The sequence below is a fragment of the Archangium violaceum genome (assembly GCF_016887565.1).
Lineage (GTDB): Bacteria > Myxococcota > Myxococcia > Myxococcales > Myxococcaceae > Archangium > Archangium violaceum_B.
In genome coordinates, this window is the sequence record NZ_CP069396.1 from 159656 (window position 1) to 174726 (window position 15071).

Consider the following 15071-nt stretch of genomic DNA (forward strand, 5'->3'; position numbering starts at 1 on the left):
CCGTATATCAACTGATAGGAGCCGCCGCAACAGCCTGAGCGCCTGTTGCGGTCGTGAGGACGTTCCGCCTCCTCGCCCGAGGAGAAACCCGCCAGGAGTGTGCGCTACCGAAACAGGCTCCTCCCTGCCTATATGGCTGACCATGAGCCTCGAGACCAAAAGCCGCCTGACGCCGACGGAGATGACCAGGGCCCGGATCCTCGAGGCGGGCATGCGCTGTTTTGCTCGTGAGGGCTTCGCGGGCGCTACCACCCGGATGATCGCCGCCGAGGCGGGGGTCACGCTCCCGGTGATCGCCTACCACTTCGGCAACAAGGAGGGGCTGCACCGCGCTTGCGCGCAGGCGATCGTTGAACAGTACAGTCGCCGGCTGTTGCCGCTGGTGAGCGCCGCTCGCGAGGCAGCGAACAAGGGTTCGCTCTCGGCCACGGAAGCGCGGGACTGGCTCGACCGTATCCTCGACGCGCTCGTCAAGGCGATCACCGCCGATGCGGAGCAACGGCTCACCACCGATTTCGTGCTGCGCGAGATGAGCGAGCAGGGCCCGGGCTATGCGTTGCTGTTCGAGGGGCTGTGGAGCCCCGGCATCGGCCTCGTCGCCGACCTGCTGGCCATCGCTCGCCAGCGCCGCCCCGGGAGGGAGGAGGAGCGCGCGGGCGCGGTGATGCTGATCACCTCGCTCTCCGCCTTCACGACGATAGAGCCCGTGTCGCTGGCTTTCCTCGGGTGGGAGCGGCTCGACGGGACCCGCCGCGATACCGTGACGGCCCTCGCGAAGCGCCTGCTCGACGGTCTCATCGGGTGCTGACGCCTCCGGTCGCCCCGGAGAAGGTGTCAAAGAACTCGTTCCGACACCTCGCCGGGGCCCAGGGAGCCGTTCGAGTCCTTTGACACCTTCTCGGGGCCCAGGGAGCCGTTCGAGTCCTTTGACACCTTCTCGGTGGACACCTTCTCGGATTACCGAGCTTCGATTTCCAAGAATCCAATCCCCATATCAATCCGCAATATTATGACTGCGTTGAATTGAGTGGACAGCTCACCCCCTCTGCCATCAGGGAAGCAGTGCGTGGTTCAAGAGTGGTCGACCATGCGAGTCCGGGTCCGCACGCAGCGGCCTGGCCATGAAGAGGGGGAAAACCCATGAGGAAGTCGCAGGAATGGTCAGCCGCGCCCGCGCTGTGGCTGGCGGGAGTGCTCACACTCACCACGGGATGCGGGTCGCCCCAGGAGCCAACCCTCAGCGCCAGCTACCGGTCCACGACCGAGCTGTCCGGTGGAGAGGACGTGACGCTGAGCGTCTCCTATGAAGTCGGAGCGCCCTTCACCATCCAATGGACGACCACGCTCGGCACCGTGACGAAGCGTCATGCCGACTCTCCCGCCACCGCCGACTGGAAGGCCCCCAACTGCATCCCGAAGGGCGCTCCGATGCCGGTCGTGACGGCGACGCTCACCGACGAGAGGGGGCGGACCGCGTCCGCGGAGTTCCACTTCCAGGAGACCGGGCTGTTCCGCTGTGTGGTGGACGAGCGCGCGCCCATGAGCCGGCCCCGCGTGGGCCACACGGCCACGCGGCTCGCCTCGGGCAAGGTGCTCGTGGCGGGAGGCGTGTCCGAGTTCGTCAGCACCCAGACTCCGACCGTGGCCTCCGTTCCCTCCGTCCTGGAGTCCTCCGCCGAGTTGTATGAGCCCTCGACGGAGACCTGGGCGCCCACTGGAGCGCTGAGCCAACCCCGTTTCGAGCACCAGGCCCACCTGCTTCCCTCCGGGAAGGTGCTCGTCGTCGGCGGGCTCTGGGCCGGAGCCGGAGGAGCCTCCGAGCCGCGAGCCGCCACCGCGGTGGAGCTCTACGAGCCCTCGACGGGCACGTGGAAGGTGGCCTCGGAGCTGAGGGAGCTCGCGAGCGTGAAGCGCTCCGTCCTGCTCGCGTCCGGAAAGGTCCTCATGCTGGGTGTGGAGTCGACGGGACAGTCACGCAACGCGCTCTATGACCCGGAGGCGAACTCCTGGAGCCCAGCCGCCGCGCTCCCCTCCGAGGCCGTCCTGGACGACGCCCTGCTTCTGCCCTCGGGCAAGGTCCTGGCCATCGGCACGCACCCCATCCCCGGTCGAAATGGCTCCCCCGCCGACACCACCTCGGGCGCATGGAGCTACAACCCTGGCACGAACACCTGGACGATCCTGGGCGGCCTGAGGACGACGGAGAAGACCCTCGACACGACCCTCTCCCTGCTCTCCTCCGGTCAGGTGCTGTGCCTCTACCGGCAGCCTGCGCAGGGGGGCGTGCGCGCGGAGCTCTACCATCCCGAAACGAACACCTGGATTGCCGCGACCCCTCCGCCGTCGGCCAATCCCTCTCGCTTCGCCCTCCGCCCACTGCACTCGGGCCTGATGCTCTTCAGCTCCGACACCTTGGACTGGAGGATGCGTGCGTTCGACCCGAACAGGACGAACTGGCACCTGGTGGGTCACCTGCCGGCGGACCTCCCCTGGGGGATGACCGTGACGCCGCTGCCCTCGGGCCAGACGCTGCTCGTGGGGGGCCAACTCCATACCGAGCAGCCCTTCTCGACGACTCCCCAGCGCACGGTCTGGCTGCACGGTTCCCGTTCTCCCTGAGATTTCGCCAGCGGGGATGGCGCGGGGCGCTGCCCACCGCTTCCATTCAGCTCAGGAACCGCGGACGACCAGCGCCTCCTGCCGCGCGCGTTCGTCGAACAGCGCGGCCCGAGCGGCGTCTCCCGCCTCCCGCCAGTGGTGGGCGAGGAGGGGGGCGGGAACCTTCAGGGTGGAGAGGTGCTCCGCGACGCGCCGGTGCAACCACACTCCCACCGGAGCGGGGAGGTGTTGGAGCACGGCCTCGTAGAGCAGGTCGTGCGTGAACCAGTGGTCGCGCACGAGCTGCGCGGCCAGCAATTCCTCCCAACCCCGCGTGATGTACAGGGGATGCGAGTCCAGCACCTGCGAGGCCAGCTCCAGCGAGAACTGCTGCCGGGCCACCGCCAACGTACGCGCGAGCTGGAGTGCCCCCGCGGACAGCCGTTCGAGTCTGCGCTCGAGGATGGCACCCACCCGGTCTGGAGGGGGGAGCGCTCGGGGCAGGCCCTGGGTCAGCTCGCCGGATTCGATGAGACTCTTGAGGGTCTCGATGATGAAGAGGGGGTTGCCCCCGGTGAAGCGCGCCAGGGGCTCGGCGAGTCCCGAGGCCTCGGGCACGTCCACGCCGCCCAGCAACTCGGCCACCTCGGGCGTGGAGAGCGGCTCCAGGTCCACGCGTACCGCCAGCCCGGCTTCCACCATGCGGCGGATGAGTGCCTCGGCCTGCGGGGCCTCGCCGCGGCGCAGGCCCGCCACCAGGTGGGGCAACCGCTGCATCATCCCGGCGTCCATGGCGGCGGACACCATGTTGGAGACGGCCTCGAAGCTCTCCGCGTCCATGTATTGGAGGTCGTCGGCGACCACCGAGCCAAAGGACTCGCCCGTGAGACGCAGCAGCTCCAGCATGGCGCTGAAGAGGCGGACCTTGTCCACTTCACCGGTGGAGGTGAAGCTCCCGTCCTCCAGCTCCGGGAGGATGCACGTCAGCTCGCGGCGGACCCAGGCCGGCAGCACCACGTCTGGCCGCTGCGCGAGCATCCGCCGCCAGAAGCGCGCGTGGGTGGCGAAGGGCACGGTGGTGTCCCCCGGCCGCGAGGAGAAGAGGAGGGGCCGGCCGCAGGTGGCGGCGAACTCGGTGAGCAGCCGTGTCTTGCCCAGACCCGGCTCGCCCACGACGAAGGCCGGGATGCGTGCCTTCCACGCCGTCTCCAGCTGTGCCCACGCTCGCGCCCGTCCGGCCAGTACGCGCGGACGCAGGACGGAGAGGGGCAGCTCCCGCCGCACGGGCCGTTCCGAGAGGAGCGCAGGGGCGCCGCTCTCGATGTCCCGTGCCAGCGCCTGTGTCTCTTCCATGGGGGACATCCCCAGCTCGTGCTCGAGCACGGCGCAGCAGCGGGAGTAGGCGCGCAGCGCGGAAGCGCGGTCGCCGAGCAGGCAATGCAGGCGCATCGAGCGGCGCCATGCGGACTCGCGGGTGGGCTCCTTCTCCAGCACGAGCAGGTTCCACTCCAGGGCGGCGCGCTGCTGGCCCTCGCGCTCGAGCCGCGCCGCCTCCTCCTCGCCGGCGCGCAGGCGCAGCTCGCGCAGGTGGTCGCGCTGGCCGCGCACCCAGCCACCCAGCTCGTCGCAGTCGTCATAGGCGTAGCCGTGGAGGAGCTCTCCTTCCAGGCGCGCGACCTCGGCGTAGCGTCCGCTGGAGAAGACCTCCACCAGCCGCGCCGCGTCGCAGGTGAGCCAGGGAACGAGGCGCAGCGTGTCCTGCGAGGTATCCACCAGCCCGGTGCCCGCGGCCTCCCTCAGACGGCGCAGGAGCTGGCGCAGGTTGTTGCGTCCCGTCTCGCGTTTGGAGTCGGGCCACAGCAGCTCGGCCAACGGGGCGCGCGCCGTGGCGCCTCGCAGCGCCAGATAGGCCAGGAGCGCGGCTGTCTTTCGCTCCAACCGCTCCAGCCGTACCCCCGGTCCGTCGAGGCGCGCGCCGCCGAGCAATTCCAACCTCCAGCCCGTCCCGGTTTCGTCGTCGTGCTCCATGCGTCCTCGAATCACTCCTCGAAGGCGCAGCATGCTTCCGAGCCGGGGCGTCAGTCACGCATCAGTCACTCGGGCAACTCTAGGTTTTTCGTCCAGGAGGCGGCCCCTGGTGGATGAGTCTTTCGCCGGCACAAACCACCCAAAAATCCACCACGGGCGGACGTGACAAGTCATCTCAAAGAAAAAATCCACTCGAACCACAAAACGAAGTGTGACTGAAGCTGAGAGGGATTCACACCTTCTCAGAGATTGAACAGACGCTCACCCTCATCTTTCGCCATCGTGCGTCTCGTGCGCTGGCTCTTCAAACAGAGGAAAACATGTATCACAAGACATCACAAATCCTGTTGTGCCTTGTTTCCGTGGCTCTGTCCGGATGCAACTCGCGGCCTGAAGAGGCGGTCCGGCCCCTGGGTTCCCTCCGGCAGACGCAGACGCTCGCGGAATGCGGCGCCCCCGGTTCCCTGAACAACGCTCGTCACCATCACACGGTGACGGTGTTCGAGGATGGCAAGGTGCTCGTGGTGGGAGGGGTGGACAGTAGCGGCACGCCCCTCTCCAGCGCGGAGCTGTACGATCCGGATACCGGCTGCTGGACCGCGGCCGGCTCGCTCAGCACGGCCCGGTATGATCATACCGCGACGCTTCTATCGACTGGCCAGGTGCTGATCTCGGGTGGAGAGGCTGACGGCTACACCGACAATACAGCCGAGCTCTACGACCCGACGAGTCCTGAAGGGTCCAGATGGACTCCGACAAGCTCCATGAACAGCGCCCGGGCGGGTCATACGGCGACGCTGATCAACGAAGACGAGGTGCTGGTCGTGGGCGGACGGGCGTATGGCGATGACACGGACACCTTGGAAATCTACGACATCGAGTCTGGGACCTGGACGTTGCTCGAGAACATACACCTCGCGACGCCTCGCTCCGGTCACACGGCGACGCTGCTGTCGGAAGGCAGGGTGGTCATCATGGGGGGGAACAGCTTCTACAACAACATCGCCAGCGTGGAGCTCTACGCGAAAGACACGTCGGCCTCGCAGGGCACGTTGACCTCGCTCTCGCCCCTGTCAACCGCGCGCGTGGGCCATACGGCGACGTTGCTGTCGACTGGCAAGGTGCTCGTGACGGGTGGCCGGGATGCGCTGTTCAACGACTTGAATTCCGCGGATCTGTACGATCCCAACGATCTCGATGTCGACGATGGTGCCGGCGGTGATGGTCATGACGGCTCCACGGTCCCGGCGGGTGGCTCCACGGGCACCACCATGACGTATGGGCGTCGGGGTCACACGGCGACCGAGCTCCCGGATGGGAGGATCCTCGTCCTGGGAGGAATCTTCCAGAGCATCGGCACACCCACCGAATACCGCAACACCGCCGAGAGCTACGACCCTGTCGAGGATCGCTGGTCCACGTTGGCGTGCACGCCCGCGGATACGGCCAGGTGCATGACCCAAGGTCGTGCGTGGCACACGGCGAGCCTGTTGCCGACGAAGGGGAAGGTGCTGATCTCGGGTGGCTTTGCTGGCCCCGATGGAGCCCTGTCCTCCGTCGAGCTGTACACGCCGTGACCCGAGTCCGAGTGCGCCGCTCGTCGTAAGAGCGGCGCACTTCTGTTGGGGCTGGTCGGAATCGAAGGGGGAGCCCTGGGTCCCCCAGGCGGGGGATTCGAGCGCTGCGCTCATCAGGTAGGAATCAACTCATCACGACACGCCGCCACGGCGGCGAACCCACAACCACGACAAGAGAGTGAAATGAGCAAGCCCTACAGCCGTCTCGACAGGGAGAACGCAGCGGTGTTGCTGGTGGACCACCAGGCCGGTCTGCTGTCGCTGGTCCGCGATTTCAACCCGGACCAGTTCAAGAACAACGTGCTCGCCCTGGCCGACCTCGCCGCCTACTTCAAGCTCCCCACCATCCTGACGACCAGCTTCGAGCAGGGCCCCAACGGTCCGCTGATTCCCGAGCTCAAGGCGAAGTTCCCGGATGCCCCCTTCATCCCTCGCCCCGGGCAGATCAACGCCTGGGACAACGAGGACTTCGTCAAGGCGGTGAAGGCCACCGGCCGCAAGCAGCTCATCATCGCGGGCGTCGTGACTGAAGTCTGCGTGGCCTTCCCGACGCTGTCGGCCCTCGCCGAGGACTTCGAGGTGTTCGTGGTGACGGATGCCTCCGGCACGTTCAACGAGGTCGTGCGCCACTCCGCCTGGGACCGGATGTCCGCGGCGGGCGCGCAGCTCATGACGTGGTTCGGTGTCGCCTGCGAGCTGCACCGCGACTGGCGCCGTGACGTCGAGGGGCTGGGAACGCTGTTCTCCAACCACATCCCCGACTACCGCAACCTGATGACCAGCTACAACACGTTCAAGGCAGCCAATCCCCTGCCCAAGTCCGTGCCCTGAGCTGGACACGCGGAAGTGGCGGAGTGAGCCTGCCCCGATAACTGGAGCAGGCCCACCCTTCGCCGGTGGGTTAGCGGGAGCCCTGGTGCCGGGCGATGAGCGCCTCCGCCTCGGCGGGGTGGCGCTTGCACTCGAGCAGCGCCCGGAGCACGAGCGGCACGACGATCGTCGCATCCGACTCGATGACGAACATGGGCGTGGTCTCGGTGAGCTTGTCCCAGGTGATCTTCTCGTTGGGCGTGGCGCCGGAGTACGAGCCGTACGAGGTGGTCGAGTCGCTGACCTGGCAGAAGTACGCCCACGGCTTCACGGGCTGGGCGAGGTCGTACTTGATGGACGGCACGACGCAGATGGGGAAGTCCCCGGCGATGCCACCGCCGATCTGGAAGAACCCGATGCCCTCTCCTGTGGAGAGCTCCTGGTAGCGGTCGTAGAAGTCCGCCATGTACTCGATGCCGGACTTGACGATGCTGGCGTGGCACTCGCCTGAGCGCACGTACGACGCGAAGATGTTGCCGAAGGTGGAGTCCTCGTAGCCCGGCACGACGAGGGGCAGCCGCGCGCGCGCCGCCTCGAGCAGCCAGCACTCGTCGGGGGAGCCCTCGTGGGAGGTGGGAGGAATCGCCTGGATGACCTCGTAGAAGTACTCGTGCCAGAAGCGGCGCTCGCCGCCAGCCGTGGCGCGCTCCCACATGGGCACGATGCTCTTCTCGACGGCGCGGAACGCCTCGTCCTCGGGGATGCTGGTGTCGGTCACCCGGCGCATCCGGTCGGCGAGGAGCTTCGTGTCGTCCTGACGGGTGAAGTACCGGTAGTCGGGAAAGTCCCTGTAGCTGTGGTGCGCGACGAGCCGGAAGAGTGACTCCTCGAGGTTGGCGCCGGTGACGGAGAGGCCGTGGATGAGGCCGGCGCGGATGGCGGGGGCGAGGGTGATGCCGAGCTGGGCGGAGGACATGGCCCCGGCCACGGCCCAGAACATGCGGCCGCCCGCGGCGATGTGGCGCCAGTAGGCGAGGAGCGCGTCGCGCGTGGCGCGGGCGTTGAAGTTCTTGTAGTTGCTCAGAATGAAGTCGAGGACGGGGAGCTGGGCGTCGGACATGAGGAGGCGTCTCCTGAAGCGGCACGGGTGGGAACCCGGACGACGCCACTGCGGCCAACGCCATCCGAGGACGCCCTACGGTCACGACGTTGCGTCGCGCCGCCATCGGAGCGTCGAATGGCTGGGCAGAGGGGTATCACAAAAGGCCGTGTCCAGCCACCACGCTCCTCAGCGGCGGGGTGGTGTCGGCGTTCAAGGGCGGCCCCACCTCCGCCGCCCGGGCGAGCGCCAGGCCCACGGAGGCCGCCAGGTCCGTGGACATCCGCACCCTCCTCGGGGAGTACCGGGACAAGGCGCGCGCGCGTCACCGTCCGCGGGCGGGTGGACGGGCTGCTGATGAGCGTCGTCGTCCGGGACTGCGAATTCGTCGGGCTGTAGTCGCTCGAGTTCGGAGCCGCCTCTTCGGGGCCTCGGGCCTCACGGCCAGCGCTGGACGACGCTCACCGGCAACTCGCGGTTCAGTACGGCAGCCCCCTCCTTGGAGCCCTCGTGCTTGGGCACCCGCCCGTCCCAGTCTCCCAGCACGATGCACACGGGGTACTTCCGTCCATCGGGCAGCACGGCCTCTGTGTAGCGGCCCGTGACGGCTGGGAACTTCTCATCCCCGTCCCAGTAGATGCCGGACCCCGTCCAGAGGCGGCCGTGGAGCAGCGTCCCCTCGGGGACGTTGCCGTCCCCCACCGTGAGGCGTCCGATGACGGGGCCGTCCTGGTAGACGCCCGCCTCGCTGGTGTCGCCGGGCTGGTTGACGTCCACGACGGCCCGAAGAGGGCTGCCCTTCCGAAGCTTCAGCTCCGCCATGGCCTCGGTCGCCTCCCTGGGGCAGTCCTCGGGCTCCGGGGGCTTCACCTGGGCACCGGGGCAGCCGATGCCGACGACAGCGCACAGCCAGGCGGCGAGGAAACTCGAGGAGGCGGAGGGGGCGGTGGTGGACACGGGCGGACTTCCTTTCTCGGACTGGCCAGACCCAGGCGGGAGCGCCTCGGGTAGGGGCGCGAGGACGACGGTGAGCGCCCAGGTGCCGGCGCGGTACGCATCTCCCTCCGGCACCTTCAACCCACTCTGGGGGTCAGTGGGCACCTTCACGATGCGCCGGGCCTGCACGCCCTCGCGGTCGAGCCGTCCGGAGAAGACGAGCCGGCGGGCCCACTCGTGCCCTGCAACGCGGCGAGCGCCGCTTCCTTCTCCGCCAGCGCCGCCTCCAATACCTCCAGGGTGCGCGGGCGGCGCACCACCTCCACCTCCCTGTCCACCAGCGTGGGGTGGGTGACGAGCACGAGCGTGGCCACCGCGGGGGAGGCGCCATCCCGGTAGCGCACCCGCACCACCAGCTTCTCCTCGGCGCCCAGATCGACGGAGGGCTCCACGGCGATGAGGCGCTCGCCCACATCCACCCAACGGAAACGCGCCGGCCGCCCTTCCACCTCCACCGAGGCCTTGTCGAGGGGGGCGTCGAAGCGCAGGTAGGTGGCCACGCCCACCGCCACCCGCGCCTCCGGTACCGCCTCATTGGGGTTGTTGGGGAGGACGACTTGCCGCTCCTGCCGCTCACGGGCGGAGGGCTGGGTCTGCGCTGCCGCCGGCGCCGCCAGGGAGAGGGTGAGGAGGGCCAGGAGAAGGGGTGATGGTAGTGCCAGTGGGGGTGACCTCGCCGGTTCACCCTAGCAGATGCCCCACCAGGGAGGGCTATCGTCGTACTGGTGGCTTCGCGGCCCGAGCACCTCATGGTGCTCAAAGGGGGCAGGACGTTCACCCAGGTGCTCACGTTCCTGAAGGGAAGCTCACCCCGTTCCTCTCTCAATCGCTCCATCCGCTGACGCGGCGCTCGCGAGGTCCAGAGGTGTTTGACTCTCAGGAGTCATGGCAGCGACCAGTGATGAATCAAATCCGAGATCTTCGCCACCTCTTGAGTCTCGTAGCGCATCACGTCTTCAGGGACATGCCCACCGAGGGCTTCGTACAGCGTCTTCGTGTCTGGTGCGAAGGTGATTCCCATCATCAGCCCCGAGAACACCTCCGCGACGATCTCGGGTTCACGCTCCGAGGCATAGCCAGAGACTTGTGTGCGCGCGTACTGCTCGATCCCCCGATGGAACTGCTTCATGTACGCCACGGAGGGGAAGCCCGGGAACATGCGCCACATCGAGTGGAGGTGCTCCTCCTTCCTCAGCTCACTCTGCCCCCTTCCTTGCAGGATCCCCAGAATTCCCAGCATGAAGTAGTGCGAAGGTGCGGTCAGCTGATGGAAGACATGGCCGAATTCATGAAACACCGCGGCGAGTGTTCGCCTCCGTGCCTTTTCCGCCTCGCTGGAGGAACGGATGTATTTATGGAGGTAGTTCGCGATGATTCGGGTATTCGTGCGCTGGAATCCCCAGACATCGGAGCCGAGAAAGACGGAGATCTTCTTCGGTGCATCGCGTTTGTCTTGGATGACGTAGCCCGCGCTCCCAGGGGTCGAATCGATGAGGAACTCGATCGGATAGGCGCTCAACGTGAGAGACGGACACTGGCCGAGGCAGTCCATGGTCGTGGCGAGGACGCTCTTGAGCCGCACGTAATCCGCGGCCGGCACGGAGGTATGGCGAATGAGCGTACACGCCCTCCCACCCCAGGTGACCTTCTCCATGGCCGTGGCCTGCTTCATGAATTTCCGCGCGCGTGCAGTCCAAACCGATCGGTATTGATCGATGAAGAGCGCGGCGAGTTCCGCCTCCGTGAAGAGCTTGATGAACAGGGACCTCGGGCCCTTGGTTCCGGCCCCGACATCGATCTTGAGTTCGGGCATGAGCGCATGCACTTCAGCAACACGGCTTTCGTTCCCGCATTCTCGCATGCCGCGCCCCAGGCGCCTCCCGAGAAGATGGCCTGACCATCAAGAGCCCGCTCCGTGGTAGACGTCTACCTCTGGTGGGGGCAGATGTGCTCGATTCAAGGTGTAGCGAGGAAACGGGTTGCGGGACATCCAGCTCGAAAGCCATGGGCGATTCCACCCGGACTGCCTGCCGCTTCAGAATCCTCCGTGCTCCACCTGTGGTGTCGCCATGGGCCACGGCGTCCCGGACCCGTATTGCCTCGATGCCGCCTCACTGCCGCGGCACGTGGACCTCTTCCGGCTGGCCGACACCTCGACGCTCATCGTCGCCAACGAGCGTCTGGTGGACGCGGTGCGCCGCCTGGGTCTACTTCACGAACTGGTTTTCGAAGGTGGCGAACTGCGTCTCCATCTTCCACTGGAGGGCGGCGCGCTTGTGGGAGGCGAGGTAGGTCTTGCAGCTGGCCGACGAAGCGGCCTCTCCGAGCTTATCCTGGGCACAGGCCCTCACCGTGGCCGTGAAGTCATTGCGGTTGGCCCAGAGGCTGCCGCCCTCCACGAAGGCGTACTCCAGGCTGGTGCGCGCCATCTGCTTGAGCGTCTTGTAGTCGAGCCCCTGGTCGGTGGCGGCCGCGATGTACTCCTGGGAAATGTCCCCGCGCAGGATGCCCGAGTCATCGGTCGCCAGCGCCACCGGCACCTTGTTCTCCAGGTACGAGGCGAGCGGGTGTTGCGCGCCCGAGGCGCCGAGCAGGACGCGGTTGGAGGTCAGGCAGATCTCCACCATGACACTCAGGTCGTGCATGTCTCGCAGGAGGTCCGCGGCGCCATCGCCAGCCGTCTCGCCCAGCACATCCACGCCGTGGCCGATACGCTCCGCGTGGGCCTTCTCCACGGCGTTGCGGATGTGGAAGCGCAGGTGCTGCTGATCCTCGGCCTTGAGCACGGCGGGGATGAGCTCGCCGGCGTGCAGGGCGATGTGGACCGTCTTGCGGCCGACCGTGTTGTCATTGAAGTCATCCAGCGTGCCCAGGGCGAACATCTCGTCGTCGTAGTACGCGAGCGACTTCTCGTTCTCCTCGGGGGACACGAGGTTGACACCCACGAGCTCGGGCACGCGCTGGGCCAGCTCATAGGCGTGCACCCACTGGCCGAAGACGTTCGCGCGCTCCGCCGTGCGGTTGGCCGAGGAGAGCAACCGCACCTCCACGTCACAGCCTGGATCCGCCTCGGCGGTGCCGCACTTGAGCAGCTCCCGGGCGCCCTTCAGGGTCGCCGCGATGCTGGCGGCCTGCCGGTCGATCGAGGCCTGGAAGTCGGGCAGCGCGATGAGCTGCTTGCGCCTGGCCAACAGGGTCGCCGCATCCCAGGTGTCCGAGGTGGTGAAAAGCCCCTCGGCGAGCCTGCCACCGGTGCTCGCGCCAAACCCCTGCATCAGCTCCACATAGACCTGGTGGTGCTTGCCGGCGCGCGAGAGGATGTCCGCGTAGCTGTCGTCATTGCGCGAGTCGAGCTGTACCGCGCCGTACTTGCCGAAGGCGTCGAAGAAGTGCTGGTGCGCCTCCAGCAGCGAGCCCGTGTAGTCATGCATGGACCAGGCGCCCAGCACGGCGTCGTAGAAGGCCGGATCCTCCCAGACGTTGGCCAGCGGCGTCGTTCCGGCCGCGCACGGGTTGCTGGCCACGAAGGTCGTCGTGTTCACGCACGCGCCGTCCTCGGCGCCCCACTTGAGCAGGTTCTCGGTGGTGATGGCGCCCGAGGTGTGGCTGTGCAGATCCGCGCCCTTGGGCATGGCGAGCAGGAAGGCGCCGAGCGCCGCGGGGTCGCCTCGCAGCGACTCCATGTGCTAGTGCACCACGTCCTCCCGCGTCGGCTCCACGGGGGTCGGCTGGGGGTTCGGCTCCGCATCCTCGCCGCACGCGCTCATGCCGAGCGCCGCGACGACCGCCAATCCAAGGTTCTTGTAGTTCATATGTGTGGTCCACGCGGACGGAAGCGTCGACGTGGGTGTCTCCTGGTCGGGATGGCCGAACACCCTAGAAGGGACGCGCACACACTCCTCGTGAATTCGCCTTCCGAGTGTTCTTCACGAGGAGTCCTGGTCACGCCGACCTGGATTTTTTCACCGACCTTGTGCCTGCACACCTCACGCAGGCCAATCCGGAAGACGGTTGAACACAGAGGTCGCAGAGGCACAGAGGTCGAGTCTCCGTCGCGCTTCGAACCGGCACGCCAGCAGGCAGGGACACCTGCTGCCACGCGCGGAAGTATGCTTGTGCGCCTGGGCCGGCGCGGCAAGTCTCCTGCTATACCCCGCCCCTATGAAGCTCATCCTGCGGAATGTCCTGGCCGTTATTGCCGGGTTCATGCTCGGAAGCATCGTCAACATGTCGCTCGTCACCGCGGGACCGCATGTATTCGCGCTGCCGCCCGGCGTGGACATGAACGACATGAATAGCCTGAAGTCGTCGGCGCACTTGATGCAGCCGAAGAACTTCGTCTTTCCGTTTCTCGCGCACGCGCTCGGCACGCTCGTTGGCGCACTGACGGCTCATCTCATCGCCGCGAGTCATCGCTCGGTGTTCGCCTACATCATCGGTGTGCTGAACCTGGCTGGCGGCATCGCGGCGTCGTTCATGATTCCCGCGCCAACCTGGTTCATCGCGCTCGATCTCCTGGTGGCCTATATTCCGATGGCGTGGCTCGCGAGCAGGCTCGGTCGTACCCTACGGCCGGATCGCGCCGCGGTAACAGCGTAACCGGAGCCGAGGGCACCATGTCCTCGGAGAGATCGACGCCCATCACGCGCGCCGCCCCCCCGCGGAACTCGAATTCCGCGGCGGGGGCCCGCTTCATGCCCGAGGCCTACTTCTTCGGGAAGTTCGGGTCGGCCTTCACCTCTTCGATCTGCGCGATGTGCCGCTTGGAGTGCGCGGCCATGAAGAGCATCCACTGGTAGGCATCCAGATCACCTATGGGCGACGGACCGCTGACGTGGCTGCGCAGCTCGCTCTCCGGCGTCCCCTTGACCAGGGTAATGCTCGCCTCGCGCCTGGCGTTGAAGGCCTTGGCGGCCTCCTTGGCCGAGGCGAACTTGCTCGCGGGCTGGAGCTTCTCGGGCGCCTTGTACTTGTTGGTCCGATCCGGAATGCCCTGGAGGATCTTCTCCTCGAGCCCCTGGGTCTTGGCCTTCTGCTCGGCCGTCGCGGCGGGCGTCTTGAGGATCTTGCCCGTGATGTTCTCGCCGAACATCTCCTCGGACAGGGCGATGTGCTCGGCCACCTCCGCGACCGACCAGCGATCCGGCGCGGGCTTGAACTTCCACTGCGCCTCCGAGAGCCCATCGATGGACTTGAGGAAGTCCTTCTGGGTCTGGGTGAGGTAGTCGACGAGGAACTTCGAGTCCTTGGGCGCCGCCTTCGCGGGGGCGGCCGGCTCGGCGGCGAGGACCAGGGTGGGGAGCAGCACGGCGAGGGCAAGCACGGCACGATTCATGGTGTGATTCCTCCGATGGGGAGGCGCACCGTGTAGCGCAGGCCCCTGACATGCCCTGTTGGCAGCCGGGCGAGGCCGCCAAGGCGCGTGCCAGCGAATGACATCCTCCACGGCGGGTGCCGGCATCCGCGCACGCCCAGCATGACGGAGCGGGACTCCTCGAAGCGCTCGGCGAGGAATCCCATCAACGCGCGCACCCGTGGCACCTTCCGGGCCTCGCGCGAGGCCACCAGCCACACGTCCTCCAGGGGCAGCTCCACCTCCGGGAGTACGGGCCGCAGCTCCGGGTAGAGGCTGGCCAGCGCACACGGCAGCGCCGCCACGCCCTGGTGGGCGGCCACCGCGCCCGCAGCGGCCATGGCCGCTTTGCTGCGAAAGACGAAGCGTCCCGCCTTCCATTCCTCCAGCACGCGCAGTTGCGGCATTCGTGAGAGCACCGCGTCGAAGCCCACCAGCGCATGGCCCGCCAGGTCCTCCGCCGAGCGCAGGGGTGCGGCACGCTCCAGGTAGCGTGCACTGGCGTAGAGCCTCCAGGCGAGCTGCCCCACCTTGCGCGCCACCAGCGAGTCCCCCCTGGGACGCACCGTGCGCACGCCCAGGTCCGCCTCCCGTACGAGGTGTTTGACAC

General features: G+C 67.3%; 15 protein-coding genes and 1 pseudogene. 6 read left to right on the forward strand and 10 right to left on the reverse strand.

Annotation, left to right across the window (positions count from 1 at the left end; all coding sequences use genetic code 11):
* The first annotated feature begins 142 nt into the window (after nucleotides 1–142).
* Together JRI60_RS00735 and JRI60_RS00740 are read left to right on the forward strand one after the other, a co-directional pair.
* On the forward strand, nucleotides 143–808 hold the full coding sequence (locus JRI60_RS00735) for a TetR/AcrR family transcriptional regulator (RefSeq protein WP_204223879.1): 666 nt from the start codon (nucleotides 143–145) through the stop codon (nucleotides 806–808).
* 332 nt (nucleotides 809–1140) lie between these two features.
* On the forward strand, nucleotides 1141–2619 hold the full coding sequence (locus tag JRI60_RS00740; RefSeq protein WP_204223880.1) for a Kelch repeat-containing protein: 1479 nt from the start codon (nucleotides 1141–1143) through the stop codon (nucleotides 2617–2619).
* A 51-nt stretch (nucleotides 2620–2670) separates the two neighbouring features.
* Here the strand turns inward: JRI60_RS00740 and JRI60_RS00745 are convergent, their stop codons facing one another.
* Nucleotides 2671–4626, reverse strand: a complete 1956-nt coding sequence (locus JRI60_RS00745) for a BTAD domain-containing putative transcriptional regulator (protein WP_204223881.1) — start codon at nucleotides 4624–4626, stop codon at nucleotides 2671–2673.
* A 320-nt stretch (nucleotides 4627–4946) separates the two neighbouring features.
* Here JRI60_RS00745 and JRI60_RS00750 point away from each other — a divergent pair, with 320 nt between their 5' ends.
* Nucleotides 4947–6203, forward strand: coding sequence for a Kelch repeat-containing protein (locus JRI60_RS00750; protein ID WP_275439090.1), 1257 nt, complete (start codon nucleotides 4947–4949; stop codon nucleotides 6201–6203).
* A 183-nt stretch (nucleotides 6204–6386) separates the two neighbouring features.
* Nucleotides 6387–7034 carry an isochorismate family cysteine hydrolase YcaC gene (gene ycaC / locus JRI60_RS00755; RefSeq protein WP_204223883.1) on the forward strand — a complete coding sequence of 216 codons (648 nt, stop codon included), beginning with the start codon at nucleotides 6387–6389 and terminating at the stop codon, nucleotides 7032–7034.
* A 70-nt stretch (nucleotides 7035–7104) separates the two neighbouring features.
* Here the strand turns inward: ycaC and JRI60_RS00760 are convergent, their stop codons facing one another.
* The 5 genes from JRI60_RS00760 to JRI60_RS00770 form a co-directional block, all read right to left on the reverse strand.
* Complete coding sequence (locus JRI60_RS00760; protein WP_204223884.1) at nucleotides 7105–8133, reverse strand: deoxyhypusine synthase family protein; 1029 nt, start codon at nucleotides 8131–8133, stop codon at nucleotides 7105–7107.
* Between the two features lie 136 nt (nucleotides 8134–8269).
* Complete coding sequence (locus tag JRI60_RS54275) at nucleotides 8270–8395, reverse strand: hypothetical protein (protein ID WP_275439091.1); 126 nt, start codon at nucleotides 8393–8395, stop codon at nucleotides 8270–8272.
* A gap of 155 nt (nucleotides 8396–8550) precedes the next feature.
* Nucleotides 8551–9219, reverse strand: a complete 669-nt coding sequence (locus JRI60_RS52845; RefSeq protein ID WP_239470264.1) for a hypothetical protein — start codon at nucleotides 9217–9219, stop codon at nucleotides 8551–8553.
* Nucleotides 9216–9770 (reverse strand): DUF2381 family protein, encoded by a 555-nt coding sequence (locus JRI60_RS52850; protein ID WP_343213439.1) that lies wholly within the window; start codon nucleotides 9768–9770, stop codon nucleotides 9216–9218. The genes JRI60_RS52845 and JRI60_RS52850 overlap by 4 nt, the downstream gene beginning before the upstream one ends.
* A gap of 221 nt (nucleotides 9771–9991) precedes the next feature.
* A complete protein-coding gene (locus JRI60_RS00770; RefSeq protein ID WP_204223885.1) occupies nucleotides 9992–10921 on the reverse strand; it encodes a hypothetical protein in 930 nt (309 codons plus the stop codon).
* A 166-nt stretch (nucleotides 10922–11087) separates the two neighbouring features.
* Here JRI60_RS00770 and JRI60_RS00775 point away from each other — a divergent pair.
* Nucleotides 11088–11306 (forward strand): annotated as a pseudogene (locus JRI60_RS00775) (double-CXXCG motif protein); the annotation flags it as partial.
* A 9-nt stretch (nucleotides 11307–11315) separates the two neighbouring features.
* On the opposite strand, the gene JRI60_RS00780 reads toward JRI60_RS00775, so the two are convergent.
* Together JRI60_RS00780 and JRI60_RS54280 are read right to left on the reverse strand one after the other, a co-directional pair.
* Entirely contained in the window at nucleotides 11316–12791 is a 1476-nt protein-coding gene (locus tag JRI60_RS00780) for an adenosine deaminase (RefSeq protein WP_239470265.1), read from the reverse strand.
* Nucleotides 12792–12794: 3 nt separating this feature from the next.
* Nucleotides 12795–12920 carry a hypothetical protein gene (locus JRI60_RS54280; RefSeq protein WP_275439092.1) on the reverse strand — a complete coding sequence of 42 codons (126 nt, stop codon included), beginning with the start codon at nucleotides 12918–12920 and terminating at the stop codon, nucleotides 12795–12797.
* 349 nt (nucleotides 12921–13269) lie between these two features.
* Between JRI60_RS54280 and JRI60_RS00785 the strand changes: the two genes are divergently transcribed.
* Complete coding sequence (locus JRI60_RS00785; RefSeq protein ID WP_204223886.1) at nucleotides 13270–13707, forward strand: hypothetical protein; 438 nt, start codon at nucleotides 13270–13272, stop codon at nucleotides 13705–13707.
* A gap of 106 nt (nucleotides 13708–13813) precedes the next feature.
* On the opposite strand, the gene JRI60_RS00790 is transcribed toward JRI60_RS00785, so the two are convergent.
* Both JRI60_RS00790 and JRI60_RS00795 read right to left on the reverse strand, forming a co-directional pair.
* Nucleotides 13814–14443: a DinB family protein gene (locus JRI60_RS00790; RefSeq protein ID WP_204223887.1), complete on the reverse strand. Its 630-nt coding sequence runs from the start codon at nucleotides 14441–14443 to the stop codon at nucleotides 13814–13816.
* Nucleotides 14440–15036 carry a LysR substrate-binding domain-containing protein gene (locus tag JRI60_RS00795; protein ID WP_204223888.1) on the reverse strand — a complete coding sequence of 199 codons (597 nt, stop codon included), beginning with the start codon at nucleotides 15034–15036 and terminating at the stop codon, nucleotides 14440–14442. The genes JRI60_RS00790 and JRI60_RS00795 overlap by 4 nt, the downstream gene beginning before the upstream one ends.
* Nucleotides 15037–15071: the final 35 nt, after the last annotated feature.